The sequence below is a fragment of the Lysobacter sp. 05T417 genome (assembly GCF_056396405.1).
Genome location: NZ_JBFTLK010000004.1, coordinates 123,732 through 146,520, shown reverse-complemented (window position 1 = coordinate 146,520; position 22,789 = coordinate 123,732). Strand labels below are relative to the sequence as shown.

At 67.8% G+C, this 22,789-nt stretch carries 29 protein-coding genes; 14 read left to right on the top strand and 15 right to left on the bottom strand.

Features of this window, described 5'->3' with window-relative positions; all coding sequences use genetic code 11:
* Positions 1-63: 63 nt before the first annotated feature.
* The gene (locus AC1DER_RS08540; RefSeq protein ID WP_477244608.1) at positions 64-1,731 is read right to left on the bottom strand and encodes a M28 family metallopeptidase; all 1,668 of its coding nucleotides are present in this window, start codon (positions 1,729-1,731) and stop codon (positions 64-66) included.
* Positions 1,732-2,144: 413 nt separating this feature from the next.
* On the opposite strand from AC1DER_RS08540, the gene AC1DER_RS08535 reads away from it, so the two are divergent.
* The 4 genes from AC1DER_RS08535 to AC1DER_RS08520 all read left to right on the top strand — a co-directional run bounded on the left by AC1DER_RS08535 (position 2,145) and on the right by AC1DER_RS08520 (position 4,947).
* Positions 2,145-3,374, top strand: coding sequence for a CynX/NimT family MFS transporter (locus AC1DER_RS08535; RefSeq protein ID WP_441816676.1), 1,230 nt, complete (start codon positions 2,145-2,147; stop codon positions 3,372-3,374).
* Positions 3,375-3,456: 82 nt separating this feature from the next.
* On the top strand, positions 3,457-4,224 hold the full coding sequence (locus AC1DER_RS08530; protein WP_441816675.1) for a HipA family kinase: 768 nt from the start codon (positions 3,457-3,459) through the stop codon (positions 4,222-4,224).
* Positions 4,211-4,621, top strand: coding sequence for a DUF3037 domain-containing protein (locus AC1DER_RS08525; RefSeq protein ID WP_441816468.1), 411 nt, complete (start codon positions 4,211-4,213; stop codon positions 4,619-4,621). The genes AC1DER_RS08530 and AC1DER_RS08525 overlap by 14 nt, the downstream gene beginning before the upstream one ends.
* On the top strand, positions 4,618-4,947 hold the full coding sequence (locus tag AC1DER_RS08520; protein ID WP_477244610.1) for a low molecular weight protein tyrosine phosphatase family protein: 330 nt from the start codon (positions 4,618-4,620) through the stop codon (positions 4,945-4,947). Before AC1DER_RS08525 ends, AC1DER_RS08520 begins: the two co-directional genes overlap by 4 nt.
* Positions 4,948-5,146: 199 nt before the next feature.
* Here AC1DER_RS08520 and AC1DER_RS08515 read toward each other — a convergent pair whose 3' ends face one another.
* On the bottom strand, positions 5,147-5,356 hold the full coding sequence (locus AC1DER_RS08515) for a cold-shock protein (RefSeq protein ID WP_158732419.1): 210 nt from the start codon (positions 5,354-5,356) through the stop codon (positions 5,147-5,149).
* A gap of 253 nt (positions 5,357-5,609) precedes the next feature.
* Between AC1DER_RS08515 and AC1DER_RS08510 the strand changes: the two genes are divergently transcribed.
* The 4 genes from AC1DER_RS08510 (at position 5,610) to AC1DER_RS08495 (ending at position 7,452) form a co-directional block, all read left to right on the top strand.
* A complete protein-coding gene (locus tag AC1DER_RS08510) occupies positions 5,610-5,894 on the top strand; it encodes a DUF4031 domain-containing protein (protein WP_441816466.1) in 285 nt (94 codons plus the stop codon).
* Between the two features lie 101 nt (positions 5,895-5,995).
* The gene (locus AC1DER_RS08505) at positions 5,996-6,430 is read left to right on the top strand and encodes a DUF4019 domain-containing protein (RefSeq protein WP_477244613.1); all 435 of its coding nucleotides are present in this window, start codon (positions 5,996-5,998) and stop codon (positions 6,428-6,430) included.
* A 101-nt stretch (positions 6,431-6,531) separates the two neighbouring features.
* Positions 6,532-6,771: a DUF3297 family protein gene (locus AC1DER_RS08500; protein ID WP_477244615.1), complete on the top strand. Its 240-nt coding sequence runs from the start codon at positions 6,532-6,534 to the stop codon at positions 6,769-6,771.
* A gap of 114 nt (positions 6,772-6,885) precedes the next feature.
* Complete coding sequence (locus AC1DER_RS08495) at positions 6,886-7,452, top strand: DUF3016 domain-containing protein (protein WP_477244617.1); 567 nt, start codon at positions 6,886-6,888, stop codon at positions 7,450-7,452.
* 24 nt (positions 7,453-7,476) lie between these two features.
* On the opposite strand, the gene AC1DER_RS08490 is transcribed toward AC1DER_RS08495, so the two are convergent.
* The 3 genes from AC1DER_RS08490 to AC1DER_RS08480 form a co-directional block, all read right to left on the bottom strand.
* Positions 7,477-8,238, bottom strand: coding sequence for an ABC transporter permease (locus tag AC1DER_RS08490; protein WP_477244619.1), 762 nt, complete (start codon positions 8,236-8,238; stop codon positions 7,477-7,479).
* The gene (locus tag AC1DER_RS08485) at positions 8,235-9,173 is read right to left on the bottom strand and encodes an ABC transporter ATP-binding protein (RefSeq protein WP_477244621.1); all 939 of its coding nucleotides are present in this window, start codon (positions 9,171-9,173) and stop codon (positions 8,235-8,237) included. Before AC1DER_RS08485 ends, AC1DER_RS08490 begins: the two co-directional genes overlap by 4 nt.
* A gap of 97 nt (positions 9,174-9,270) precedes the next feature.
* Positions 9,271-9,393 (bottom strand): hypothetical protein, encoded by a 123-nt coding sequence (locus tag AC1DER_RS08480; RefSeq protein ID WP_441816460.1) that lies wholly within the window; start codon positions 9,391-9,393, stop codon positions 9,271-9,273.
* Between the two features lie 226 nt (positions 9,394-9,619).
* Between AC1DER_RS08480 and AC1DER_RS08475 the strand changes: the two genes are divergently transcribed.
* The gene (locus tag AC1DER_RS08475) at positions 9,620-9,985 is read left to right on the top strand and encodes a YciI family protein (protein ID WP_441816674.1); all 366 of its coding nucleotides are present in this window, start codon (positions 9,620-9,622) and stop codon (positions 9,983-9,985) included.
* Between the two features lie 65 nt (positions 9,986-10,050).
* Here the strand turns inward: AC1DER_RS08475 and AC1DER_RS08470 are convergent, their stop codons facing one another.
* A complete protein-coding gene (locus AC1DER_RS08470; RefSeq protein ID WP_477244624.1) occupies positions 10,051-11,379 on the bottom strand; it encodes a metal-dependent hydrolase family protein in 1,329 nt (442 codons plus the stop codon).
* 400 nt (positions 11,380-11,779) lie between these two features.
* On the opposite strand from AC1DER_RS08470, the gene AC1DER_RS08465 reads away from it, so the two are divergent.
* The 3 genes from AC1DER_RS08465 (at position 11,780) to AC1DER_RS08455 (ending at position 13,595) form a co-directional block, all read left to right on the top strand.
* Entirely contained in the window at positions 11,780-12,139 is a 360-nt protein-coding gene (locus tag AC1DER_RS08465) for an RcnB family protein (protein WP_477244626.1), read from the top strand.
* Between the two features lie 237 nt (positions 12,140-12,376).
* Positions 12,377-12,961 (top strand): hypothetical protein, encoded by a 585-nt coding sequence (locus AC1DER_RS08460; protein WP_477357857.1) that lies wholly within the window; start codon positions 12,377-12,379, stop codon positions 12,959-12,961.
* A gap of 187 nt (positions 12,962-13,148) precedes the next feature.
* A complete protein-coding gene (locus AC1DER_RS08455) occupies positions 13,149-13,595 on the top strand; it encodes a hypothetical protein (protein ID WP_441816456.1) in 447 nt (148 codons plus the stop codon).
* A 55-nt stretch (positions 13,596-13,650) separates the two neighbouring features.
* Here the strand turns inward: AC1DER_RS08455 and AC1DER_RS08450 are convergent, their stop codons facing one another.
* Positions 13,651-14,637 (bottom strand): NAD-dependent epimerase/dehydratase family protein, encoded by a 987-nt coding sequence (locus tag AC1DER_RS08450; protein ID WP_477244630.1) that lies wholly within the window; start codon positions 14,635-14,637, stop codon positions 13,651-13,653.
* Between the two features lie 196 nt (positions 14,638-14,833).
* On the opposite strand from AC1DER_RS08450, the gene AC1DER_RS08445 reads away from it, so the two are divergent.
* Positions 14,834-15,382: a hypothetical protein gene (locus AC1DER_RS08445; RefSeq protein WP_441816454.1), complete on the top strand. Its 549-nt coding sequence runs from the start codon at positions 14,834-14,836 to the stop codon at positions 15,380-15,382.
* Positions 15,383-15,430: 48 nt separating this feature from the next.
* On the opposite strand, the gene AC1DER_RS08440 is transcribed toward AC1DER_RS08445, so the two are convergent.
* From AC1DER_RS08440 to AC1DER_RS08415, 6 genes are all read right to left on the bottom strand, one after another.
* Positions 15,431-16,744 (bottom strand): alpha/beta hydrolase family protein, encoded by a 1,314-nt coding sequence (locus AC1DER_RS08440; RefSeq protein ID WP_477244633.1) that lies wholly within the window; start codon positions 16,742-16,744, stop codon positions 15,431-15,433.
* Between the two features lie 110 nt (positions 16,745-16,854).
* Positions 16,855-17,562, bottom strand: a complete 708-nt coding sequence (locus tag AC1DER_RS08435) for an SDR family oxidoreductase (RefSeq protein WP_477244635.1) — start codon at positions 17,560-17,562, stop codon at positions 16,855-16,857.
* Between the two features lie 38 nt (positions 17,563-17,600).
* Positions 17,601-18,794 carry an acetyl-CoA C-acyltransferase gene (locus AC1DER_RS08430; RefSeq protein WP_477244637.1) on the bottom strand — a complete coding sequence of 398 codons (1,194 nt, stop codon included), beginning with the start codon at positions 18,792-18,794 and terminating at the stop codon, positions 17,601-17,603.
* 53 nt (positions 18,795-18,847) lie between these two features.
* A complete protein-coding gene (locus AC1DER_RS08425; RefSeq protein ID WP_477244639.1) occupies positions 18,848-18,970 on the bottom strand; it encodes a hypothetical protein in 123 nt (40 codons plus the stop codon).
* Positions 18,967-19,569, bottom strand: a complete 603-nt coding sequence (locus AC1DER_RS08420; protein WP_477244641.1) for a TetR/AcrR family transcriptional regulator — start codon at positions 19,567-19,569, stop codon at positions 18,967-18,969. The genes AC1DER_RS08425 and AC1DER_RS08420 overlap by 4 nt, the downstream gene beginning before the upstream one ends.
* A gap of 76 nt (positions 19,570-19,645) precedes the next feature.
* Positions 19,646-20,044 (bottom strand): SRPBCC family protein, encoded by a 399-nt coding sequence (locus AC1DER_RS08415; protein ID WP_441816449.1) that lies wholly within the window; start codon positions 20,042-20,044, stop codon positions 19,646-19,648.
* Between the two features lie 168 nt (positions 20,045-20,212).
* On the opposite strand from AC1DER_RS08415, the gene AC1DER_RS08410 reads away from it, so the two are divergent.
* Complete coding sequence (locus AC1DER_RS08410; RefSeq protein ID WP_477244643.1) at positions 20,213-20,752, top strand: DUF6630 family protein; 540 nt, start codon at positions 20,213-20,215, stop codon at positions 20,750-20,752.
* A gap of 24 nt (positions 20,753-20,776) precedes the next feature.
* Here the strand turns inward: AC1DER_RS08410 and AC1DER_RS08405 are convergent, their stop codons facing one another.
* Both AC1DER_RS08405 and AC1DER_RS08400 read right to left on the bottom strand, forming a co-directional pair.
* Complete coding sequence (locus AC1DER_RS08405) at positions 20,777-21,286, bottom strand: DUF1697 domain-containing protein (protein ID WP_477357854.1); 510 nt, start codon at positions 21,284-21,286, stop codon at positions 20,777-20,779.
* Between the two features lie 89 nt (positions 21,287-21,375).
* On the bottom strand, positions 21,376-22,629 hold the full coding sequence (locus tag AC1DER_RS08400; protein ID WP_477244647.1) for an MFS transporter: 1,254 nt from the start codon (positions 22,627-22,629) through the stop codon (positions 21,376-21,378).
* Positions 22,630-22,789: the final 160 nt, after the last annotated feature.

The window sequence follows — 22,789 nt, the reverse complement described above, 5'->3', positions numbered from 1 at the left end:
CTCTCGCTTCGCCCTTGCCGTCACACTGGCCCTCTTCCGCGCTGCGGGTGAGGGAGCCAGGCGTTACTTGCGGTCGCCCGCCGTCGCGTCGCGTGCCGCGCGGAATTCCGAGGCTGCATCCCAGTTCGGCCAGCGGTCGGAATCGGCCAGGTCGTGGCCAACCGTGTACAGCAACTGCAGGTCGCGGGCCATGCCGGCGAAGGTCCAGCTGGCTTCCCACTGGTCGGCCGGCTGGTGGTAACGGTCGGCGACGTACTCGTCTTCCATCTTCTTGCCCGCTTCCAGGCCACCGTCGACCAGGTCGTTGCCCGAACCGAACGAGATTGCCGGCACGCCGCGCTTGGCGAACGGGAAGTGATCGGAGCGGAAGAAGTGGCCGGCTTCCGGCTTGGGATCGGTGACGTAGTCCAGGTTCCACTGCTTGGCGGTGGTGACCAGTTGGTCCAGCAACTCCTGCTTGGCGCTGCCGGAGGTGGTGAAGTTGCGCGCCAGGCCGTGCGGGTCGAGCGCGTCCATGTTGATCACGGCCACGGTCTTGCCCAGCGGGTACAGCGGCTTGGAGGCGTAGTACTCCGAACCGAGCAGGCCCTTCTCTTCGGCGGTCACGGCCAGGAACACAACCGAACGGTCCGGCGCCGGCGCCTTGGCGAAGCCGCGGGCCAGCTCGAGCAGCGCGGCGATGCCGGTGGCGTTGTCGACCGCGCCGTTGTAGATGGTGTCGCCCTTGGCATCGGGCTGGCCGACGCCGAGGTGGTCCCAATGGCCGCTGTAGATCACGGTCTCGTCCGGACGCTTGGTGCCGTCGATGCGACCGGCGATGTTGTGCGAGGTGATCACTTCGCGCTTGACGTCGTACTTGGCCGACAGCGTCGCGCCCTTGAGCACGACCGGCTTGAACTCGCGCGTGGCGGCCTGCTTCTTCAGCGCGTCGAAGTCCTGGCCGGCGCTCTTGAACAATGCGGCGGCGAAATCGCGCTGGATCCAGCCTTCCATGGTCGGGTGCACCGACGCCGGCTGGTCCCGGACCACATCGAACATGGTGTTGGTGTTGGAGTTCTTCACCGTCGCCCAGCCGTACGAGGCCGGCGCGGTTTCGTGGACGATCAGCAGGCCGAGTGCACCCTGGCGCGCGGCTTCTTCGTACTTGTAGGTCCAGCGGCCGTAGTAGGTCATGGCCTTGCCGCCGAAGTCACCCTGGCCGCTTTCGAAGTCCGGATCGTTGATCAGGACCACGGCGATCTTGCCCTTCAGGTCGACGCCCTTGAAGTCGTCCCAGTTGCGCTCCGGCGCCTTGACGCCGTAGCCGACGAATACCAGCGGCGCGTTGGCGATGTCGACCGCGCTCGAGCCGTCCTGCGCGGCGCGCACTGCGATCTGGTCGCCCTGCGTCAGCGCCTGCGACTTGCCGGCAACCTTCACCGACAACTGCGGCGCACCGGTGATCTCGGCGCGGGCCAGCGGCACGGCCTGGGTCCATTCACGCTGGCCGTCCTTGAGGTCGCCACCGGGCTTGAGGCCGGCGGCCTTCATCTGGGCAACCACGTAGTCGACGGTCTTGACCTCGCCTTCGGTGGCCGGGCCACGGCCTTGGAACTCGTCGGAAGACAGCACCTTCACGTCGTTGGACAGGCGCTTGGCATCGAAGGTCGGTGCGGACGGCTTGGCCGCCGACGCAGGGTTGACCGCCAGCGCGATCGACAGCGCCAGCAGGGAAACGGCAGGAAACTTCATGGACGCTCTACCAGATGGAGTCCGCCGATCTTAGGCAGCCCGGGCGCCAAGGGCCACCATGACCAACGGCCCGGGCGCCGGGGCGGCCCAGGTGCTGCGCCCCGGCGGGTGAGGCCGGCCCGTGGCCGCCGGAGCGGGCGTGCTCGCGACGTTGCTGGATGTGTCGTCATGCGCCAATGCCTTCGCCTCGATCGGCGCTCGCCAGTACCATGGAACCCAGCGTTGCCGGATCGCGGCTGGTTTCACCCGCAGGCAGCGCGCAGACTTTCCTGCCGCACTGTCTTCGCCTTCCGTCGCTGCACGGAACCGCTGCCCGAGGACGTGCCAGCCATCCCCCCGCCTGTCGTTGCAGGCTCGAACAGGTGCCGCCCGTGACTGCTACCCCCACTGCATTGCCGATCGCGCGCCCGTTCTTGCGCGACCGCACGCTGGTGCTTGCCGGCATCGTGCTGTCGGCCTTCAACCTGCGCACCGCGGTGACCTCGCTGACGCCGCTGCTCGACAGCCTTGGCGAGACGCTCGGATTCGGTTCGACCATGACCGGCGTGCTGGGCATGGTGCCGACCGCCGCGTTCGCCGTGTTCGGCGTCGCCACGCCCGGCATCGCCCATCGCCTTGGCCTGGAACGCACCGCGCTGCTGGCGATGGTGCTGGCGACGCTGGGCCTGTTCGCGCGCGCCTTTGTCGGCGACACCTGGATGCTGCTGCTGACCTCGGCCGTGGCGCTGTCGGGCATGGGCATGGGCAACGTGGTGCTGCCGCCACTGGTGAAGCGCTACTTCGCCGATCGCGTTGGCACGGTCAGCACCTTCTACATCACCGTGCTGCAGCTGGGCACGATCCTGCCGGCGCTGCTGGCGGTACCGCTCGCGCAGAGCGTGGGCTGGCGCGCGTCGCTGGGTGGCTGGTCGCTGATCGCGGCGGCGGCGGCGCTGCCGTGGATCGCGGTGCTGTGGATGGAGCGTTTTGGCCGTTCGCGCCAGGCCCATGCGCTGGCCTACGCGCACGACTGCGCAGTGACCGCAGGCGATGCGGCGCCGGAACTGGCCGCCCCTGTCGTCACCGGTCGCGTCTCGCGCTCGCCGGTGGCGTGGGGACTGGCGCTGATGTTCGGCATGACCTCGCTGATCACCTACTCGATGTTCACCTGGTTGCCCAAGCTGCTGGTCGAGGCCGGCGGCAGTCCGGCGCTGGGCGGCAGCATGGTCGCGCTGTTCTCCACGCTCGGCCTGATCAGCGCGCTGGTGCTGCCGGCGGTGGCGGTGCGCGTGGCCAACCCTTATCCCATCGTGGTGGCCTGCGCTGTCGCGTATGTCACCGCATTCGCCGGCCTGCTGCTGGCGCCGATGGCGGCACCGTTCCTGTGGGTCGCCCTGCTTGGCCTGGGGCCGAGCACGTTCCCGCTGTCGTTGACGCTGATCAACCTGCGCACGCGTTCGCAGGTGGGCTCGGCGAAGCTGTCGGGCTTCATGCAGGGCGTTGGCTACAGCCTCAGTTGCCTGGGGCCGCTGCTGTTCGGACTGCTGCATGAAATGACCCACGGCTGGGGCTGGCCGTTCGCCTTCCTCGGCGTGTGCCTGGCGGTGCTGCTGGTCGGCGGTTGGCTGGCGTGCCAGCCGCGGATGCTCGAAGACACCTGGTGATGCGCGGCTGTTGACCCGCCGCACCATTGCAGCGGGTTGCGGGTAACCTGTCGCAGCTTTTCATCGGCTGTACTCCATGCCCCTGCGATCCATCCATGCCGCCCGCTATGTCACGCCGCTGCGCGAGGGCGGCTCGCTGCCTGCAGTGATCGAAGGCGACGACGACGGCCTGTACGTGCTGAAGTTCCGCGGCGCCGGGCAAGGCCCCAAGGCGCTGGTCGCCGAACTGGTGGCAGGCGAGATCGCCCGCTCACTGGACCTGCCGATTCCGGAGCTGGTGTTCGTCGATCTCGACCCGGAACTGGCGCGCACCGAACCCGACCCCGAGATCCAGGAGCTGATCCGCGCCAGCGCCGGCCTCAACCTCGCCCTCGACTACCTGCCCGGCTCGGTCAACTTCGATCCGGTCGCCGAGCAGGTCGATGGCGCGTTCGCCTCCGACGTGGTCTGGTTCGACGCCTTCGTCAGCAATGTCGACCGCAGCTTCCGCAACCCGAACCTGCTGGTCTGGCATCGCAAGCCGTGGCTGATCGACCACGGTGCCGCGCTGTACTTCCATCACGGCTGGGACGGTTCGCCGAGCCACGCCGGCAGCGCCTTCCCGATGATCCGCGAACACGTGCTGCTGGCCCGCGCCGATGACATCGCCGGCGCCGATGCGCGACTTGCGCCGAAGCTGACGCGCGAGGGCTTCGCGTCGATCATGGCGATGGTGCCCGATGCCTGGCTGGCCGGCGCCGACACGCCCGCCGATCCGGCTGAACATCGCGCCGCCTACGTCGAGCATTTCATGCAGCGGCTGGCGCAGCGCCAGCGCTTCGTCGAGGAGGCCGTCAATGCACGCGCCTGACCCGCAACGCCCCGATACCTACGACTACTCGGTCATCCGCGTGGTCCCGCGCGTTGAGCGCGAGGAGTTCGTCAACGTCGGCATCATCGTGTCGTGTGCCGGCGCGAAGTTCCTGGAGGCGCGGATCGAGCTGGACGAGGCGCGGCTGCTCGCGGTCGACCCGCTGGTCGATCTTGAAACCGTGCGCCGGCACCTCGCCGCCATCGAAGTGATCTGCGCCGGCGGTCCCGGCAGCGGTCCGATTGGCCAGTTGCCACAGCGCGCGCGCTTCCACTGGCTGACCGCCAGGCGCAGCTCGATCATCCAGACCTCGCCGGTGCACATGGGCCGCTGCACCTCGGTCGGCTCGGCGATCGATCATCTGATGGCCAAGATGGTGCGGGTGGCGAAGGGTTGAGCACCTGCAAGGTCCTGTTCCTGTGCAGCCAGAACCGGCTGCGCAGCCCGACCGCGGAACAGGTCTTCGCTGACTGGCCCGGTATCGAAAGCGCGTCGGCCGGGCTCAACATCGGCGCGGACAACCCGCTCACGCCCGAACTCGTGGCGTGGGCCGACCTCATCTTCGTGATGGAGCGCGCTCATCGCAGCAAGCTCGCCACGCAGTTCCGACGGCACCTGGCGAACAAGCGCGTGATCTGCCTCGAGATCCCCGACGATTACGAGTTCATGGACCCCGACCTGATCCGCCTGCTCAAGGCCAGGGTCCCGCGCCACCTGCCCTGATCGCGTGCAACGTCCTTGGGTTCCCGCCTTCGCGGGAATGACGGCTTTGAGATGACGACCGGGCATTTGAATCCCCGACCCGGCGGACGGCGCCTTGCCGCAGCCCGACACACCCGAAGAAGATGCGGGGCAAAAAAAAACCCGGCCGAGGCCGGGTTTTTCTCTCGTCAGCGCGTGAGCGCCGCGACGATGTCAGTCTTCAGACCGCCTGCACAGCGTCGGCCTGCAGGCCCTTCTGGCCCTGGACGACGGTGAAGGTGACCTTCTGGCCTTCCTGCAGGGACTTGAAGCCCGAGCCCTGGATCGAACGGAAATGGACGAAAACGTCCTCGCCATTCTCGCGGCTGATGAAGCCGAAGCCCTTGGCATCGTTGAACCACTTGACGGTACCGGTTTCACGGTTCGACATTTTGTTAACTCCTTGGAACATGGTGAATTTGCCGCTTTCGCGACGTGAGGCTGGTTGCAAGGAGAAAACGAGGTGCAACGATGGAGTGAATCTTGATCTACATCGGGCCACATTCACGGTGACCCTTGGCTAACTCAGCGCGGCAAACGTTAGACGCTATTGCGTCGCAAAGCAATGCCGGAGATGCAATTGTGTTCACAGACCGGCCAGATCACCCCTCCGGAGGCCCCCCGATGACCCTTGAGCCCCTGCCATGACGGTCTACGTCGACGACGCTGTTCATCTCTGGCGCGGCCGGCGCTGGGCCCATCTGATGGCCGACACCCTGGACGAACTGCACGCCATGGCCGCCCGGCTCGAGATCCCGCGCCGGGCCTTCCAGGACAAGACCTCCGGCGCCCACTACGACGTCCCGGCCGAACTGCGCGAGCGCGCCATCGCACTCGGCGCGGTCGCGATTTCCCGCCATACCGACCGCGAAAAGGTCCGCGCGGTCATCCACGTGGCCAAGCTGCAGGGCCGCGGCGAGCACCCCTGACGCGCGTCCGCCCCGCTTCACAGCGCCTCGGCATGGCCTGCGCATACTCAGGCCACCCCTGCACGCCCCGCCTGGAGCCCGCGCCGATGAATGCCCCGAGGATGCCCACTGCCCTGCTGTGCCTGGCCCTGACGGCCGCGTTCGCCCCGGCCCTGGCCCAGAAGGCGGCGCCGGCGCGCGACATCGACCCCAACAGCCTGGCCACTGCCGGCCTGCAGGCGGCGCAGCTGATCGACTCCGGCCGCGCCGCCGAGGTCTGGGACGGCGCCTCGGCCGTGGCCAAGCGCAGCGTCGACCGCAAGAAGTTCACCGACTCCGTCACCGCCCAGCGCAAGCCGCTGGGGGCGACGATGGCCCGACGCTGGACCGTGGTCAGCCGCCACTCGACGCCCGGCACCGAGCAGCTTCCGGCCGGCACCTACGCCAACGTCGAATTCGACACCCTGTTCGCGGGCAACCGCGCCGGCCACGAGCTGATCTCATTCCGCCAGGACGAAGACGGAACCTGGCGCCTGGCCGGATACGTCCTGAAGTAACCCGCTCCACGCTGACGGCAGGGCGCCGGGCGCAACCAAGTATCCTTGTGGCCCCGCGCGGCCCGTGCCGCGTGGCAGCAGCCAGAACGGACCACGACACCATGACCGACACCGCCCCGCCCGACCGCCTCTCCAACGACCCGCGCAGCCCCCACTACAACGAATCCCTGCTCGAGCGTGGCATCGGCATCCGCGTCAACGGCGTGGAGCGCACCAATGTCGAGGAGTACTGCATCAGCGAAGGCTGGGTGCGGCTGCCGATCGGCAAGGCGCTCGATCGTCGCGGCAACCCGATGACGGTGAAGATGAAGGGCACGATCGAGGCCTGGTTCCTGACCTGACGCCGACACACCAGGCCAACCGCCGCTGTACGACCGTCGCGCCGCCCATGGCGGCCGCACGGATGCAGGCAGACAATCGCGGTGTACCAGCCGGTACGGCTACCGGAGCCCGCCATGAACCTGCGGCCCGTCTTTATCGCTTCGGCCCTGATTGCCGCGTCTTTGGCGGTGTTCGGCGCGGCCGATGCGCGCACGCGCAACGTCACCGATCCCAACGCGCCCCGCGCCCTGCCCGTGCAGGGCCCGGTCAACGTGCGCTGGGAAGACCCGTCCACCTTCAGCGACATCCGCTACAGCGGCAACCGCTACGAGGCCAAGCGCGGCAACTGGGTCGAACAGCTCGCCGAGCACCTGCGCGAGAGCGCCGAGAAGCGCCTGCCGTCGGGCGAGCGCCTGGACGTCGACATCGTCGACATCCGCCGCGCCGGCATGTACGAGGGCTGGCACGGTCCCGACCTCGATGACACGCGCATCATCCGCGACATCTATCCGCCGCGGATGACGCTGACCTTCCGCCGCACCGGCGCCGATGGCCAGGTGCTGGCAGAGGGCGAACGCAAGCTCAGCGACAGCGGTTTCATGATGGGCGCCAGCCCGGTGCAGGCGAACGACTACCTGCGTTTCGAGAAGAGCATGATCGACCGCTGGCTGCAGCGCGAGATCGGTTCGCCCGAAACCTGAGGCTGAGGCAGGAGGCTGCGAGGCTCAGTTCTTGAGCTTCCAGCCGGTGCGGAAGATCCACCACACGATCGCCAGGCATAGCGTCAGGAAGCCAAGGATCGCGCCCGCACTGACCACGACGTTGACGTCGGAGATGCCATAGAAGCTCCAGCGGAAGCCGCTGATCAGGTACACGACCGGGTTGAACAGCGCGATCTTCTGCCACACCGGCGGCAGCATGTTGATCGAATAGAACGCGCCGCCCAGGAACGTCAGCGGGGTGATGATCATCAGCGGCACGATCTGCAGCCGCTGGAAGCTGTCGGCCCACAGGCCGATGATGAAGCCGAACAGGCTGAACGTCACCGCGGTCAGCAGCAGGAAGCACACCATCCAGAACGGGTGGGCAATCTCGTACGGCACGAAGAAGCGCGCGGTCAACAGGATCAGCGTGCCCAGCATCAGCGACTTGGTCGCGGCCGCGCCGACATAGCCCAGCACGATCTCGAACGACGACACCGGCGCCGACAGCAGCTCGTATATGGTGCCGGCCCACTTGGGCATGTAGATGCCGAAGGAGGCATTGGAGATGCTCTCGCTCAGCAGCGACAGCATGATCAGGCCCGGGATGATGAAGGCGCCGTAGCTGACCCCGTCGACCTCGCCCATGCGCGCGCCGATGGCCGCGCCGAACACCACGAAATACAGCGAGGTCGACAGCACCGGCGAGACGATGCTCTCCATCAGCGTGCGGAAGGTGCGGGCCATCTCGAAACGGTAGATGGCGCGGACGGCGTGCAGGTTCATGCGCGCGCCTCCCTGCCCTGGCGCACCAGGGTCACGAAGATGTCCTCCAGCGAGCTCTCGCTCGAATGCAGGTCGCGGAAGTCGATGCCGTGCTCGTGCAGGCGCCGCAGCAAGGCGGCGATGCCGGTTTCCTGCGCCTGCACGTCGAAGGTGTAGACCAGCGTGGCGCCGTCCTCGGACAGCTCCAGCGGATACTCCGAGAGGCCGTGCGGGATCGACTCCAGGTGCGACTGCAACTGCAGCGTCAGCTGCTTCTTGCCCAGCTTGCGCATCAGCGTCGCCTTGTCCTCGACCAGGATCAGCTCGCCGTGGTTGATCACGCCGATGCGGTCGGCCATGTCCTCGGCCTCTTCGATGTAGTGCGTGGTGAGGATGATGGTGGTGCCGTTCTCGCGCAGGCGCCGCACCATCTGCCACATGTCGTGGCGCAGCTCGACGTCGACGCCGGCGGTGGGTTCATCGAGGAACAGGATCTGCGGCTCGTGCGCCAGCGCCTTGGCGATCAGCACGCGCCGCTTCATGCCGCCCGACAGCGCCATGATCTTGCTGTCCTTCTTGTCCCACAGCGACAGGTCGCGCAGCACGCGCTCCAAATAGGCCGGGTCGGGCGCCTTGCCGAACAGGCCGCGGCTGAACTTGACGGTTGCCCAGACGCTTTCGAAGGCATCGGTCGACAGTTCCTGCGGCACCAGGCCGATCTTGCTGCGCGCGGCGCGGTACTCGCGGACGATGTCGTGACCGTCGGCCAGGACCGTGCCGGTGCTGGCGTTGACGATGCCGCAGATGATGCTGATCAGCGTGGTCTTGCCGGCGCCATTGGGGCCAAGCAGGGCGAATATCTCGCCACGCCGGATCTGCAGGTCGATGCCCTTGAGCGCCTGGAACCCTGAAGCGTAGGTCTTGGTGAGGTTGCGGACATCGATGACCGGCGGCACGCGTGAATCCTTTTGCACGGATGTCAGCGCCGCATCGTAACCGGGAACGTCGGCGGCCGAAGGGCCGCCTCTGGTGCGCTCGTCCGTATTCAGGCCCTCAGCCCATCGCTCCGAAGCTGCGGACCGAGGGTGATGCCAGCGCGCGCGTGAGGCGGGACAGGCGCGACAGGATCGCGGACAGGAAGCGGGAAAGGAGGGAAGTTCTGGCGGTCGTCGTCATGGGGGTACGGCTCCGTCGGGGGTAGGGACAGAGTAGGCAGACATTGCGGCAGCGATAAGTCACTGATCGGGGGAGAAATCATCCCGTCAGCGGGCGAATCGCTCGTCTATCGCCGCGTGTCTGTCGCCGCGCGTCTATCGCCTTTGGCACATGAGTGCGGCGCCTGATCGGCCACAATGAGGGTCCCGATGTTGATCCCCACTGCCAGGAGGCCCCAGTGAAGTTCATGCTCATGGTGTACACCGACCCCAAGCTGATGGACGAACTGCCCGAGGGCGAGTTCGACCGGATGATGCGCGGCTGCCTGCACAAGGCCGACGAACTGCGCGCCAACGGCGTACTGCTCGACGCACAGCAGCTGGAAGCACCGGTGACCGCCAAGTCGCTGCGCGCACGCAACGGCAGCACGACGATCTTCGATGGCCCGTTCGCCGAGGCCAAGGAAGTGTTCGCCGGGTTCAACCTGATCGAAGCCCGGGATATCGAGGAGGCGCTGGAGATCGCGCATTCGTTCCCGTGGATCCGCGTCGGCTCGATCGAAGTGCGACCGGTGCGCGACATGGAAGCTGTGCGCGTACGCGTAGGCGCCTGAGTCCGGCATCCCTCCCCCTTTGCGGGGGAGGGACGGGCGCCAGCGGTGCCAGGAGGGGGAAGCGCTTACTCCCCGCCGCGAATGACCTTGCCCTGCTTCATCACCAGCGACGGCCGCTCGGTCGCGCGGATGTTCTCGAGCACGTTGCCAGGCACGGCAACGACGTCGGCGAGCTTGCCCACTTCCAGCGTTCCGGTTTCCGCATCCACGCCGAGCAGCTTCGCCGAGCCCTGGCTGCTGGTCATCAGCGAGGCGGCCGGGCTCATGCCCAGGTCGACCATGTCGCCGAACTCGCGCGCATTGAGGCCGTGCGGATAGACCGCCGCATCGGTGCCAAGCGCAATCAGCACGCCAACCCGGAGCGCTTCCTTGAACATCTTCTGGTGCGCCGCACCGGCCGCGCGCGCCTTCGCGCCGATCTTCGGCGGGTAGGTGTCGGCCTTGTCGAGCACCCAGACCTGGGTCATGCGCGTGGGCACCAGGTAGGTTCCCTTCTGCTTCATCAGCTGCAGGGTCGGGGTGGTGAGGAAGCTGCCGTGTTCGATCGAGTCGACGCCGGCCTCGACCGCCAGCTTCGCCGCCAGGTCGCCGTGGCTGTGCGCTGCGACCTTGCGGCCCCAGGTGTGTGCTTCGGTGATGATCGCTTCCAGCTCGGCCGGGGTGAGCTGCGGCACGTCGACCGGATCGGCTTCCGACAGCACGCCGCCGGAGGCGCAGATCTTGATCACGTCGGCGCCGAACTTCATCTGCTCGCGGGTGGCCAGGCGGCACTGCTCGGCGCCGTTGCACACGCCCTCGAGCGGCCCGGCGGGCTTGACCCGTTCCGGCGGGAATGGTGACGAATCGCAATGGCCGCCGGTGGAACCGATGGCATGGCCGGCGACCAGCATGCGCGGGCCCTCGACCAGGCCGCCGTTGATGGCGTTGCGCAGGGCGACGTCGACGAAGTCCGGCGCACCGACCTCGCGCACCGTGGTGAAACCGGCGTCCAGCGTCACCTTGGCGTTGCGCGCGGCATGGAACGACTGCTCGACCGGAAAGCGCAGCATGTTGTCGTAGAAACCCTGCGCCCAGTTGTCATCGTGGTCGGAGGCGATATGGGTATGGGCGTCGATGAAGCCGGGCAGCAGCGTCGCCTCGCCCAGGTCGATCACGCGGGCATTGGCCGGCAACGGCGACGACGCGCCGATGGCGACGATGCGCTCGCCCTGCACGATGACCAGGCCCGGCGACGTCATGCGTCCGCTGCGGCCATCGAACAGATGGGCGGCCTTGAGGACGACGGGTTGCGCGACGGCGACGGCAGGCTTCGCAGGTTCCTGGGCGTGTCCGCTCAGTGCCGCGGACAGTGCGAGCGTCAGGCCGGTGACGGCCATGGCGAGTTGCAGCTTCATTTGTTTCCCCTTTCCGATGCAGTTCGATGAAGTGGCGACGATGTCGCGGCGATGCGGATTCCCCGGCCCGAGTGTAGGTCAGGTCGGTCGTGCCCGGCGCGGGCCGGAAGTCGGTGCTGGCGGGGTGTCTCGTCCGGTGCGACGGCACGCGCCGACACTGGCCGCCTCCTCGTCAGGGAGACAGCGGAGCGGCGCGCGGACTGGGCCCCGCGCGCCGCCCCGGCTTTTCTCCACTGACCCTGGTCCGCCGCTTGGGGCCACTGGAATCGCTTACCTAAAGGGCGAATGAAGGGATTGGCCGGCGAAAGGCGACGGCCGTCATGGATCTTGAAGGGCGGGACTTGCCGAATCCGCCGCCGACGTAGGATCGCAGCGCATCTGCAATCCACAGGGGAAATCCATGAAGCGCCTGCTGTCCGTCCTGATGATTGGTTTCGTATTCCTTGCGCCAGTGGCGGCCACCGCCCACGGCAAGGGCCGCCATGGCGACGACCGTCACCACCATGACGATCGCGACGACGATCACCACGACCACCATCACGACCACGACCACGACCGCGGCAACCACCGCGGGCACCACAAGCAGGACTACCGCCGCGGCGTGGTCTACGTCGAGCGTCGCGTCTACGTCGACGACTACACCCGCTACCACCTGCACGAGCCGCCGCGCGGCCACCGCTGGGTGCGCAGCGACGACGGCAAGTACATCCTGATCGCGGTCGCCACCGGCATCATCGCCGACGTGCTGCTGCATCACTGACGTCACGCCGCGCGGCACGTCCCTGCCACGCCGCGTCGAACGCTAGAAGCCCCGCCCCGGCGGGGCTTCTTGTTTTCCGTCCCCGGCACCGACACCCGGCCCCTCCGGGCAAAGGGGCATACCCGGCCTTCACTTACCTTTGCGCAGACTGAATCGGGGTACACCTGCTGCATTCCCGGTCGCAGGCCTTCGTGCGGGCTGCGGATCGCACCTACCAAGCAATCAATGGAGACCGTAGTGAAGACATCCTCCCTGTCGCGCGTCCTTCCCCTGGCCTTGACCGTAGCGCTGGCCACCGCCTGCTCGACCAACACTCCCGCCGACACCGGCCCACGGGAGACGGTCGCAATGAACGTGCAGGCCACCGGCAAGATCGTGAACATCGACACGCCGTCGCGGCTGATCACCATCGAGAACCAGGCCGGCGAACAGGTCGAAGTGCATGCCGATGAGACGGTGCGCAACTTCGACCAGGTGCACGTGGGCGACACCGTCCAGATCGACTACGTCAACGCGATCACCGTCGATATCCAGCCGGCCGGCAGCGCCGAACCTGGCGCCTACATCAAGGAAGACAAGGACGTCGCCAAGACCGGCGACAAGCCGCATTACGGCGAGTCGCAGGTGGTGACCGTGCTGGCCCCGATCCAGGCGATCGATACGGTCCACAACACGATCACCGTCAAGGGCCCGCGCGGAAACGTGGTCACCCTCGACGTCAAGAAGCCCGAGCACCAGGCGCGCCTGAAGGACCTCAAGGTCGGCGACATGCTGCGCATCGCCTTCACCGAGGCCGCTGCGGTGTCGATCAACCGCAAGTAAGCAATACCCTCACCCCGACCCCTCTCCCGCAACCGGGAGAGGGGCTCGTCTCGGGTGACGTTCACGCCAGTCGCACCTCCTCGACCGCGCGCTGAAGCATTCCAGCCCGGGTTCTTCCCCGTTCAGGCCGGAAGTGGACACTCGCTGTGGACACACACAGCGGGCATCGTCCCCATGGAGGTTGTGCATGAGCATCAAGCCAGTAGCAGTCCTTGGCGTCGCCTGTGCGATGGCCATGGCCATGTTGTCGTCACCCGTCCGTGCCGCGGACATCGACTGCAAGCTCGCATACAAACTCGACGGCTGGTCCTTCATCTACAAGCAGACCTCGGGCAACGGCACCGTGACCTGCAGCAATGGCCAGTCGATACCGGTGCATGTCAGCGCCAAGGCGGTAGGCCTGACCGCGGGCAAATGGCAGATCGATAACGGCAAGGGCCGTTTCACCGACGTGCACACCATCAACGATGTCCTCGGACGCTACGTCCAGGCCAGCGCCAATGCCGGCGTGGTGAAATCGGGCGAAGCGCAGGTGCTGACCAAGGGCCCGGTGTCGCTGGCGCTGGCCGGCGGCGGCGAGGGCATCAACCTTGGCGTCGATATCGGCGCCTTCAATATCGAGCGCCTGCGGTAACAAGCCGCTGTAATGCCATCGACCCCTCTCCCGCACGGGGGAGGGGTCGGATGTTTCAGCCGCTCACCGGATACGGGCCGTCTTCGAACACCGTGTCGTGGTAGCCCTTGCTGCCGACCGCTTCGGCCAGGGCGCTGCGGAACTCGCCGCCGCTGCCCATCGCATCGAGCACGCCACGGAAGTCATAACGCGGCGCCCATCCCAGCTCCGAACGCGCCAGCGAATTGACGTAGACGCGATCGAGCTGCGGGAACATCCGCCAGCCGCGCGCCGAGTACAACGCCGCGGCCTCCGGAAACAGCCGCTGCACCACCCCGGGTGCATCACGGCGCAGTTCCGCCAGATCGTCCTGGGTGAATGGCGTCGTTGCCGAAAGGATGTAGCGGCCAAAGCCGATCTGTGGCGCGCGCTCGACCGCGAGCAGGTGCGCATCGACCGCATCCTCGATGTCGAGACGCCGGTACAGCAGCTCGTTCGCCTGCGCATTGGCGGTGACATAGCCGCTGCGCATGTCGATGCTGTCGTCCGGCTCGGGGAAGAAGCGCGACGTTCGCAGAACCACCACCGGCAGCCTGCGCTTGCGGAAAAACAGCTGGCACAGGTGTTCGGCCGACAGCTTGGTCACGCCGTAGATGTTCTTCGGAATCGGCGCCACGTCCTCGGTGATCCATGCCGCAGGCAGGCCGGGGCCCGGCGTCAGCGCCGCGCCGAAGGTGCTGGTGGTGCTGGTGAATACGAACGATGCCACGCCGGCGGCCACCGCCTCTTCCAGCAGCACCAGCGTGCCGCTGATGTTGGTGTCGACGAAATCCTGCGCCGGGTGCGTGGCCACGTGCGGCTTGTGCAGGGTCGCGGTGTGGATCACCGCCTGCACGTGCGGCATGCGGCGACGGACGAAGTCGCGATCGTTGATCGAACCGACGTGGTCGGTGAACGGCGACGGCTTGATGTCGATGCCGACGGCCGGGCGGCCCGCTGCGCGCAGTTTGCGCATCAGCGCCTCGCCGAGGTGGCCGGCGCTACCGGTCACGAGAATCGTCATGCGTGCGCTCCTGTGGCAGATGCCTTGGCCCAGAGTATGGCGTCCGCAGCCGAGTCGGGACTCCAGAACGGCTGAGGGCGAGGTGCCAGGATCGGCATATTGGCCCCGCTGTGTGGGTCGATATTGGACCTCGAATGGAGCCGCTCGCGCACCTATCGTCGACCGCGCTTCCCCCCAACCCATGGAGAGGTCGACGATGAACACCCACCACCGCCCAGCCCAAAGCCGCCCCGCCCCGCGCCGCAGCGTCCTGCGTCCCCTGGCCGCCACCACCCTGGCCCTGGCCGCCCTGTCATTGGCCCCGATCGCCCTCGCCGGCGGCGGCCACGGCCACGACGACGGTCACGACGACGGCCATGACCGCGGTCGCGCGCGCGGCTGCGAGCGCCAGTTCGAGGTCGCCCAGCGCACGGACATGGAGTCGTTCCGCGACTACGACGAGGAAACCTTCCGCGCCGTGCACGACGAACGCGCCGTCACCGTGTTCGGCAGCGGCGCGGTGCGCTACGGCGTCGACGCGATCATGACCGCGCTGGCCAGCCATTTCGCCAACCGCGAGGCGGTGTGGACCTGGACCGAGAAGTACCGCGTGGTCGATGGCTGCAACGCGGCCTACATCCTGTACGAAACCGTGTACGAGATCCCGCGCATCGGCTTCCGCCAGCATGCGCTGACCGGCGTCACTTACAGCCATGACGGCCATCGCTGGCTGGCGGTCGCCGACCAGGGCACGCCGCTGCCGTGATGACTGCGACGTGCGGGAGCCGGATTGCCGGCTCCTGCACGGTCGCGCTCAGTTGCCGGGCGGCGCCTGCACCACTGCATCGCCATACGTGCCGTGCAGGCCGCCGCGGGCGAAGTCCAGCGTCATGCGCATGTATCCCTCCGGGTAGCGCGTCGACAGGCGCTCGCCATCGGCGCCGGACTCGAACAGCGTCATCCCGTGCTCGGCGCCGGGGAACACGGCCGTGGTGATCGGCGATCCCTGCGCGGCGATCGCCTGCAGCCGGCGCAGGGTTTCCGCCATCGGCGCATCGATGTCGGCCTCGGCCAGCATCCAAAGCTGCGGCGTCTTCAGCTCGCGCAGCACCGGCCGCGGGTCGTAATGCCAGGGCGTGCCGAAGATGTAGGCCTGGCCCTTCTGGCGCAGTTCCTCGCCGTAGTACGGCAGCATCACGTGGGTGAAGTTGCCGTAGACGTCCTTGTACCAGGGCTGGTCGCGGTACTTGATGCGGACCGCATCGAAGGCATCGATGCCCTGGCTGAAGCCGCTGCTGATCACCACCGCTGCCGCGTCGGAGATCTGCAATGCCTGGTCGATGACCGACTGGTCGTAGCCCTTCAGGCCCATCTGCAGGATCACCGCTTCGCGATCCTCATCGAGCACCGACACCGCCAGGCCGTAGCCGACCATGACGAAGTCGACCGGCGTGCGCGTGGCCGCCAGCGGAGCCACCCAGCCGCCCTGGCTGCCGCCGCGGAAACCCACGCGCCCGGCGCGCGTGCCGGCCAGGCGTCGTGCTTCGCGCACGGCGGCGACGGCATCGTTGGCGAGCACGCTGAAGTCCTGCGTGTACTTGCCCTGCGAGCCACCGGTGCCACGCTTGTCATAGACGAACGCGGCCACGCCCTCGGCCGGCAGCTGGCGCTGCATGTCGTCCTCGATGCGGGCCGACGTGCTCTCGGCGCCGTGCACCAGCACCACGATCGGCGCGGTGGCATTGCCTTCCGGCATCAGCAGGCGCCCCGCCAGCTTGATTCCGCCCTCGCCCTCAAACGTGGTATCGCGCACGACCAGCGCGATGCGCTTGCCGGGCTTGCCGTCGAAGTCGATGCGGCCATGCGCGCAATCGGAGAATCCGATGCGCTTGCCGTCCGGTCGCCCGGTCCAGCCCAGGGTGCTGGTCCAGTTGCCCTTGTCGTCCTGCGTGAGCAGCCCGGTGGCGCCATCGATGCGGCGCCAGCGCAGCCCGTCCTTCTCGGCGCCTATGTCTATCGTGCTGCCATCGGCGAAACGGTAGGCGCCGGCCGGACACTGGCTGGGCTGCGTCGGGGGTTGTGCAGCGGGCGTGGCCGCAAGCGCGGCGGCGAATAGCAGGGAGAGCATCGTCGACCTCGTGGGAGAGCGCGGTTGCGCCACGAGGTCTGGAGATACGGCGACGACCGAATGCGTTGCAGGGACCGCGCGGGCCCCTGCATTGCCGCTGTCTGCAGACGTTACTCGCTGCCGGCCGACAGGTACGCCGCCTGCGGCGAAGAGAGGCTGCCCTTGACCTGGCGGCTGGTGTCATCGGCGAGGACTTCGTCGCTGCCGTCCTGCAGCGCGCGCACGATCTGCTCGGCGACATCCTTGGGCGCGATCTTCGGCGCGTCAAAGCCGGCGGTCATGTCGGTGTCCATCAGGCCGAGGTGGACGCCAACCACCTGGGTGCCCTGGCCGCGAAGCTCATTGCGCAGTCCATTGGTAAGCGACCACGCCGCGGCCTTGGAGACGCAGTAGGTTGCGGTGCCCGGCAGGCTGATCCAGCTCAGCACCGACAGGACATTCACCAGCGCACCGCCACCGTTGCGCGCCAGCGTCGGGGCGAACGCCTGTGTGACCCGCCAGGGGCCGAAGAAGTTGGTGTCCATTTCTTCGCGCGCGGTCTGCTCGCCGGTGGCGGACAGCAACACGCCGCCGCGGGCGATGCCGGCGTTGTTGATCACCACATTGACGTCGGGGCAAGCCTTGGCGGCCGCGGCGATGCTGTCGGGCGAGGTGACGTCCAGCGCGACGGGAGTGACGCCTTCGTAGTTGATCGAAGCCGGATTGCGCGCGGCCGCGTAGATCTTCGCCGCGCCGGCCTGCTTGAGCGCTTCGACCAGCGCGCGACCGAGGCCGCGGTTGCTGCCGGTGACGAGTACCACGGCGTTCTTGATGTCCATCTTGCACCTCTGTGGGGGAGCGTTACGGGGGTATGAATTCAGGGCGTGCGTTCGATGGCGATGGCCGTGGCTTCGCCGCCGCCGATGCACAGCGCCGCCACGCCACGGGTGAGGCCGCGGCGCTGCATCGCATGCAGCAGGGTCACGATCAGGCGCGCGCCAGTGGCGCCGATCGGGTGGCCGAGTGCGCACGCGCCGCCGTTGACGTTGAGGCGGTCGCGGGCGATGCCCAGGTCCTGCGCGGCGGCCATCGCCACCACCGCGAAGGCTTCGTTGATCTCGAACAGGTCAACGTCGTCCACGCTCCAGCCCACCTTGCCCAGCAGCTTTTCGATCGCCGGAATCGGCGCGGTGGTGTACCAGGCCGGCGCCTGGCTGTGGGTGGCGTGGGCGCGGATCTCGGCCAGGATCGGCAGCCCTTCGCGTTCGGCCAGCGAGCGGCGCGTTAGCACCAGCGCGGCGGCGCCGTCGGCATTGGCCGAAGCGCTGGCCGCGGTGATCGTGCCGTCGCTGGCGAAAGCGGGCTTCAGTGTCGGGATCTTCTCCGGCGATACCTTCAACGGGTGCTCGTCGGTGTCGACGAGACGTTCGCCGCCCTTCACCGGCACCGGCACGGCGACGATTTCGTCGGCGAAGGCACCGCTCGCGATGGCCTCGCGGGCGCGTGTCAGTGTCTGTACCGCGTACGCGTCCTGGTCGGCGCGGCTGAAGCCGTACCTGGCGACGGCGGCCTCGCCGAACTCGCCCATCGCGCGGCCGGGTTCATAGGCGTCTTCCAGGCCGTCGAGCATCATGTGGTCGAAGATGCGGTCGTGGCCAACGCGATAGCCGCTGCGTGCTTTCGACAGCAGGTACGGCGCGTTTGACATCGACTCCATGCCGCCAGCGACGACCAGGTCGGCCGAACCGGCGAGCAGCAGGTCGTGGGCGATCATGGTCGCCTTCATGCCGGAGCCGCAGACCTTGTTGATGGTGGTCGCGCCGACGGCATCGGGCAGTCCGGCCGCGCGCGATGCCTGGCGCGCCGGCGCCTGGCCCTGGCCCGCCGGCAATACGCAACCCATCAGGACTTCGTCGATGCGTTCGGGCGCGAGGCCGGCGCGCGCCAGCGCCGCGGTGATGGCATGGGCGCCCAGCTGCGGCGCGGTCAGCGGCGAGAGGTCGCCGAGGAAACGTCCCAGCGGCGTGCGCACGGCGGAGACGATGACGATGGGGTCGTGGAAAGAGGACATGTGCATCTCGTGGGGGAGAAGTGTGGGAGCCAGCTTGCTGGCGACCGCGACGGTCAGCGGGTGATGCTCGCGATCGCCAGCAAGCTGGTTCCTACACGGGGGGAGCGGTTGGGCGATCGAACACCAGCAGCGTGGACGTGGCCGTGGCCCGCGGCCATCTCGTCGACCAGGCTCATGCATCGATCTCCAGGTGGAGGCGGCGGCCCAGTTGCCGGCGCGACCCTGCGAGCACGGCATCGGAGCGGGCGCGATCGGGTTCGCAACGGGCCATGGCCAGCGTGCCGACGAGCTCGGAGAGCACCGACACGGCCAGCGCCGCTGCATCATCGTGTCCAAGCCGTTCCAGTGCATCCGCCAGCACCTGCGTGAGCTGTTGCGAACCCGCGGCGAATGCATCGCGCGCGGTCTCGTCGAGCCGCGGCACCTCCGACGCCAGCGCTGCGATCGGGCAGCCCAGGCCGGGGGCATCGCGATGCGCCGCGGACAGGTACTGGCGCAGATAGGCCACCAGCCCGGCCTCGTCGCCTCCATCGCCCGCGCGCTGTTGGGCGTTGCGCCAGTGCGCCAGCGAGTCGGCGAACATCTGGGTGATGGCGGCCGCGACCAGGTCGTCCTTCGACTGGAAGTGGGCGTAGAAGCCGCCATGGGTCAGTCCGGCCTCGCGCATGACACCGGCGACGCCGACACGGGTCGGGCCGTCGCTGCGGATGGCATGGGCGGCGACCCGCAGCACGCGCTGTCGGGTCTGGCGTTTGTGGTCTGGGTCGTAGCGCATGCAACCTTATATGATGCCGATCATATAAGGTTCAAGGGGGGCCGCTGTCGGCCGGTGCTTCGTCAGCGTGTCCTGGTCAGCCAGTGCCTTCGAGCGTCTGCTTCATCGCCTCCAGGCCCTGCTCGATCATCCCGGCAATGGGCGCCTCGAGGGCATCGGGCAGCAGGTCGGCTATCCAGACCAGGCGTGTGCCGCCGTCGCCGGACTCGAACGCCTGCACCGACGCGTTGTGGTGGGCGAACGGATCGCCCTGCACCGACCAGACCACCCGGCGCTCGCCATCGTCGACATCGATGATGCGTTCGCGCGCCGACATGCCATTTGCGAAGGTGATCGTGCGGACGTCGCCGTCGAGGCTGCAATCGGTGACGAAGCCGCGCACGAGGCGCTCATGAATGCGGCCGACATCGCGCAGCGCGTCCCAAGCTTGCGCTGGCGGTACCGTCACCCGTATTTCCCTGCGGATCGAAGCCATGTGTCCTCCTCGCGCCGGATGCTGCGCAGCGGCAAGCGTCGTGCCGCTGTCGATGCTGAAGATAGTCCGTTGCCGCGCAACTCGACGTGAGGCACGGTCGCGAATAAAGGCAGCGCCGGCCGGATGATCGCCGTATCCTGTGGCCCTGCCACTGGGCGGAGACCGCGCATGAACACCCACACCGAATACGACCCCGACGACAACTTCGCCCGTTCATTCACCGCGGACGCCGACATCGACGAGGAAGCGGCGCTGGAAGCGGTGGCCTGGCAGTTCCTGCTGCTGATCAATCCCGGCGATGAAGACGCGGCCATGCAGCAGTTCCAGGCCTGCCGCGACGCACTCGACGAGGGCGAGGAACCGGTTGAACTGATCCGCGACGTGATCGACTGGAAGTCCGGCTTCCACGTCGAGGACACCGACCCGGCCGGGTTGATCGAAGTGCTCAACGAACTCGCATCGCGTTTCAACCTGCACATCGACTGGGGCGTGGAAGACCCGACCGACGAGGACTTCCTGTCCGATGCCGAAGTGCCCTCGCTGATCGGCACGGCCTACGACCGCCTGCGCGAGCATCACTACACGCTGTGGACCTGGGAGACCGGGCATGACACGCATGCCGGCTTCATGACCCTGCAGCGCGACGACGAGGCACTGCGCGCCGTCGCCGGCGCATTGGGATTCCACGTTCGACCCGGCGCCGGCTGAGCCAGCCGCCGGGCAGCCACGGCATCAACCGGCGGCCATCGCCGCAAGCTTCGCCACGGTATTGAGATTGCGCGCGGTGCCGGCTTTGGCTGCCGGGATCACCAGCTTCGAACTGGCCATGCCCTCGCCGTAGTGCACGTAGATCTCGCGCGTGCCCAGGGCAAGCTCTTCTTCGGTTCGATGACGCACCGCGGCCAGGGTATCGGCCGGTGGTGCGGCATCGAGGAAGATCGCCACGGCGCGGTTCGGTGCGGCCTCCGGAAACGGATTGTCCGCCAGCACCTGCGCCATCTCCGCACCCGTGCGGATCACCACGCCCACCGGTTTGCCGGCATGGCGCTCCAGCGCGGACTCCAGCGCCGCCTTCGCCTTGGCGGCGGTGCCTGCGGTCTCGAACACGACGTTGCCGCTGGCGATGTAGGTGCGCACGTTCTTGAACCCGGCCGCGTCGCACATCGCGCGCAGCGTTTCCATGGGCAGCTTGCCGGTGCCGCCGACGTTCACGGCGCGAAGCAGGGCGATGTAGGTGGCCATCGGTGAAGGATAGCGGGATCGCGACGGCCATCGGACCGATCGAGCGGGTGCAGCAGGAGTGGTATGGGTATCTGCCGGGATGACGGTCGCTATTCCGCCTCGGTCGCTGCCAGAGCGACTGCGCCCTGCGCCGCATCACGCCGTGCCCATGCGTAGATCAGCAGGCCACCCACGGCAGTGAACGCGCCGACCACGCCCGTCGATGTCCAACCGTAGCCGGCGGTGATGGCCATGCCGCCGAGCCACGGGCCCAATGCATTGGCCATGTTGAAGGCCGAGTGGTTGGAGGCCGCGGCCAGCGTCTGCGCCTCGGCAGCGACATCCATCAGGTGCGCCTGCAGCACCGTCGCCAGCGCGCCCATCGTGCCGACGGCGACCACCACCGGCAGCACCGTCCACACCGAGCGCGCGGCCAGCGGGAACAACAGCAGCACCACCACCGACCACACCAGGATCGCCGGCACGGCGCGGAACTGCAGGCGGTCGAACAGCCAGCCGCCGCCCAGCGTGCCGAGGATGCCGCCGATGCCGAACGCGACCAGCCCGAACGGGATGAAGCTCTCGGAAACACCGGTCACGTTGACCAGGGTCGGCGCCAGGTAGCTGAAGACGCAGAACATGCCGGCGAAGCCAATCGCGCCAATGCCCAGCGCCAGCCACACCGGCTTGCGGTTGAAGTCGCGCAGTTCGCGCAGCGCGTCGGGGCGCGGTGCATTCATGCCGCGCGGCAGCACGCGCATGGTCATCGCCACCGTCGCCAGCGCGATCACCGACACCAGCGCGAACGCCCAGCGCCAGCCGAAGGCCTGGCCCAGCCAGGTCGCCAGCGGGTTGCCGACCAGCAGTGCGATCGACAGGCCCAGCATCACCCGGCCAACCGCGGCGCCACGTTGTTCCGGGCGGCTGATGCGTGCGGCGACCAGCGCGGCGATGCCGAAGTAGGCGCCGTGCGGGAGGCCGGCGACGAAACGGGCCAGCATCAGCGTGTGGTAGTCCGGCGCCATGGCGCTGGCGAGGTTGCCGATTGCGTAGAAGCCCATCAGCGCCAGCAGCAGGGTACGTCGCGCCAGCTTCGCGCCGAGGATCGCCAGCAGCGGCGCGCCAATCACCACGCCCAGGGCATAGGCGCTGATCACGTGGCCGACCTGGGGCTCGGTCACGCCCATGCTGCGGGCGATCTCGTTGATCAGGCCCATCACCACGAACTCGCTGGTGCCGATGGCGAAGCCACCCATGGCCAGGGCGAACAGGATCAGGGTGACCTGGCGCGGGGACAGCGTGGGCGACGAGGGCACCGGAGCAGTCGCCACGGCGGGCGCAGCGGGAGGAAGGTTGGCAGGCATGCCGGCATTATGGTGCATCGCACCATGTGGCGGGGCCGTGCCGGCGGGCCACAGCGTTGCAGCATCCCGTCATCCCCGCGAAGGCGGGGACCCAGCGACTTGATCGCGATACGCGTACGACTCCCCCGATCCGGACGACCGGAACGGTTCGCCGCTCCAG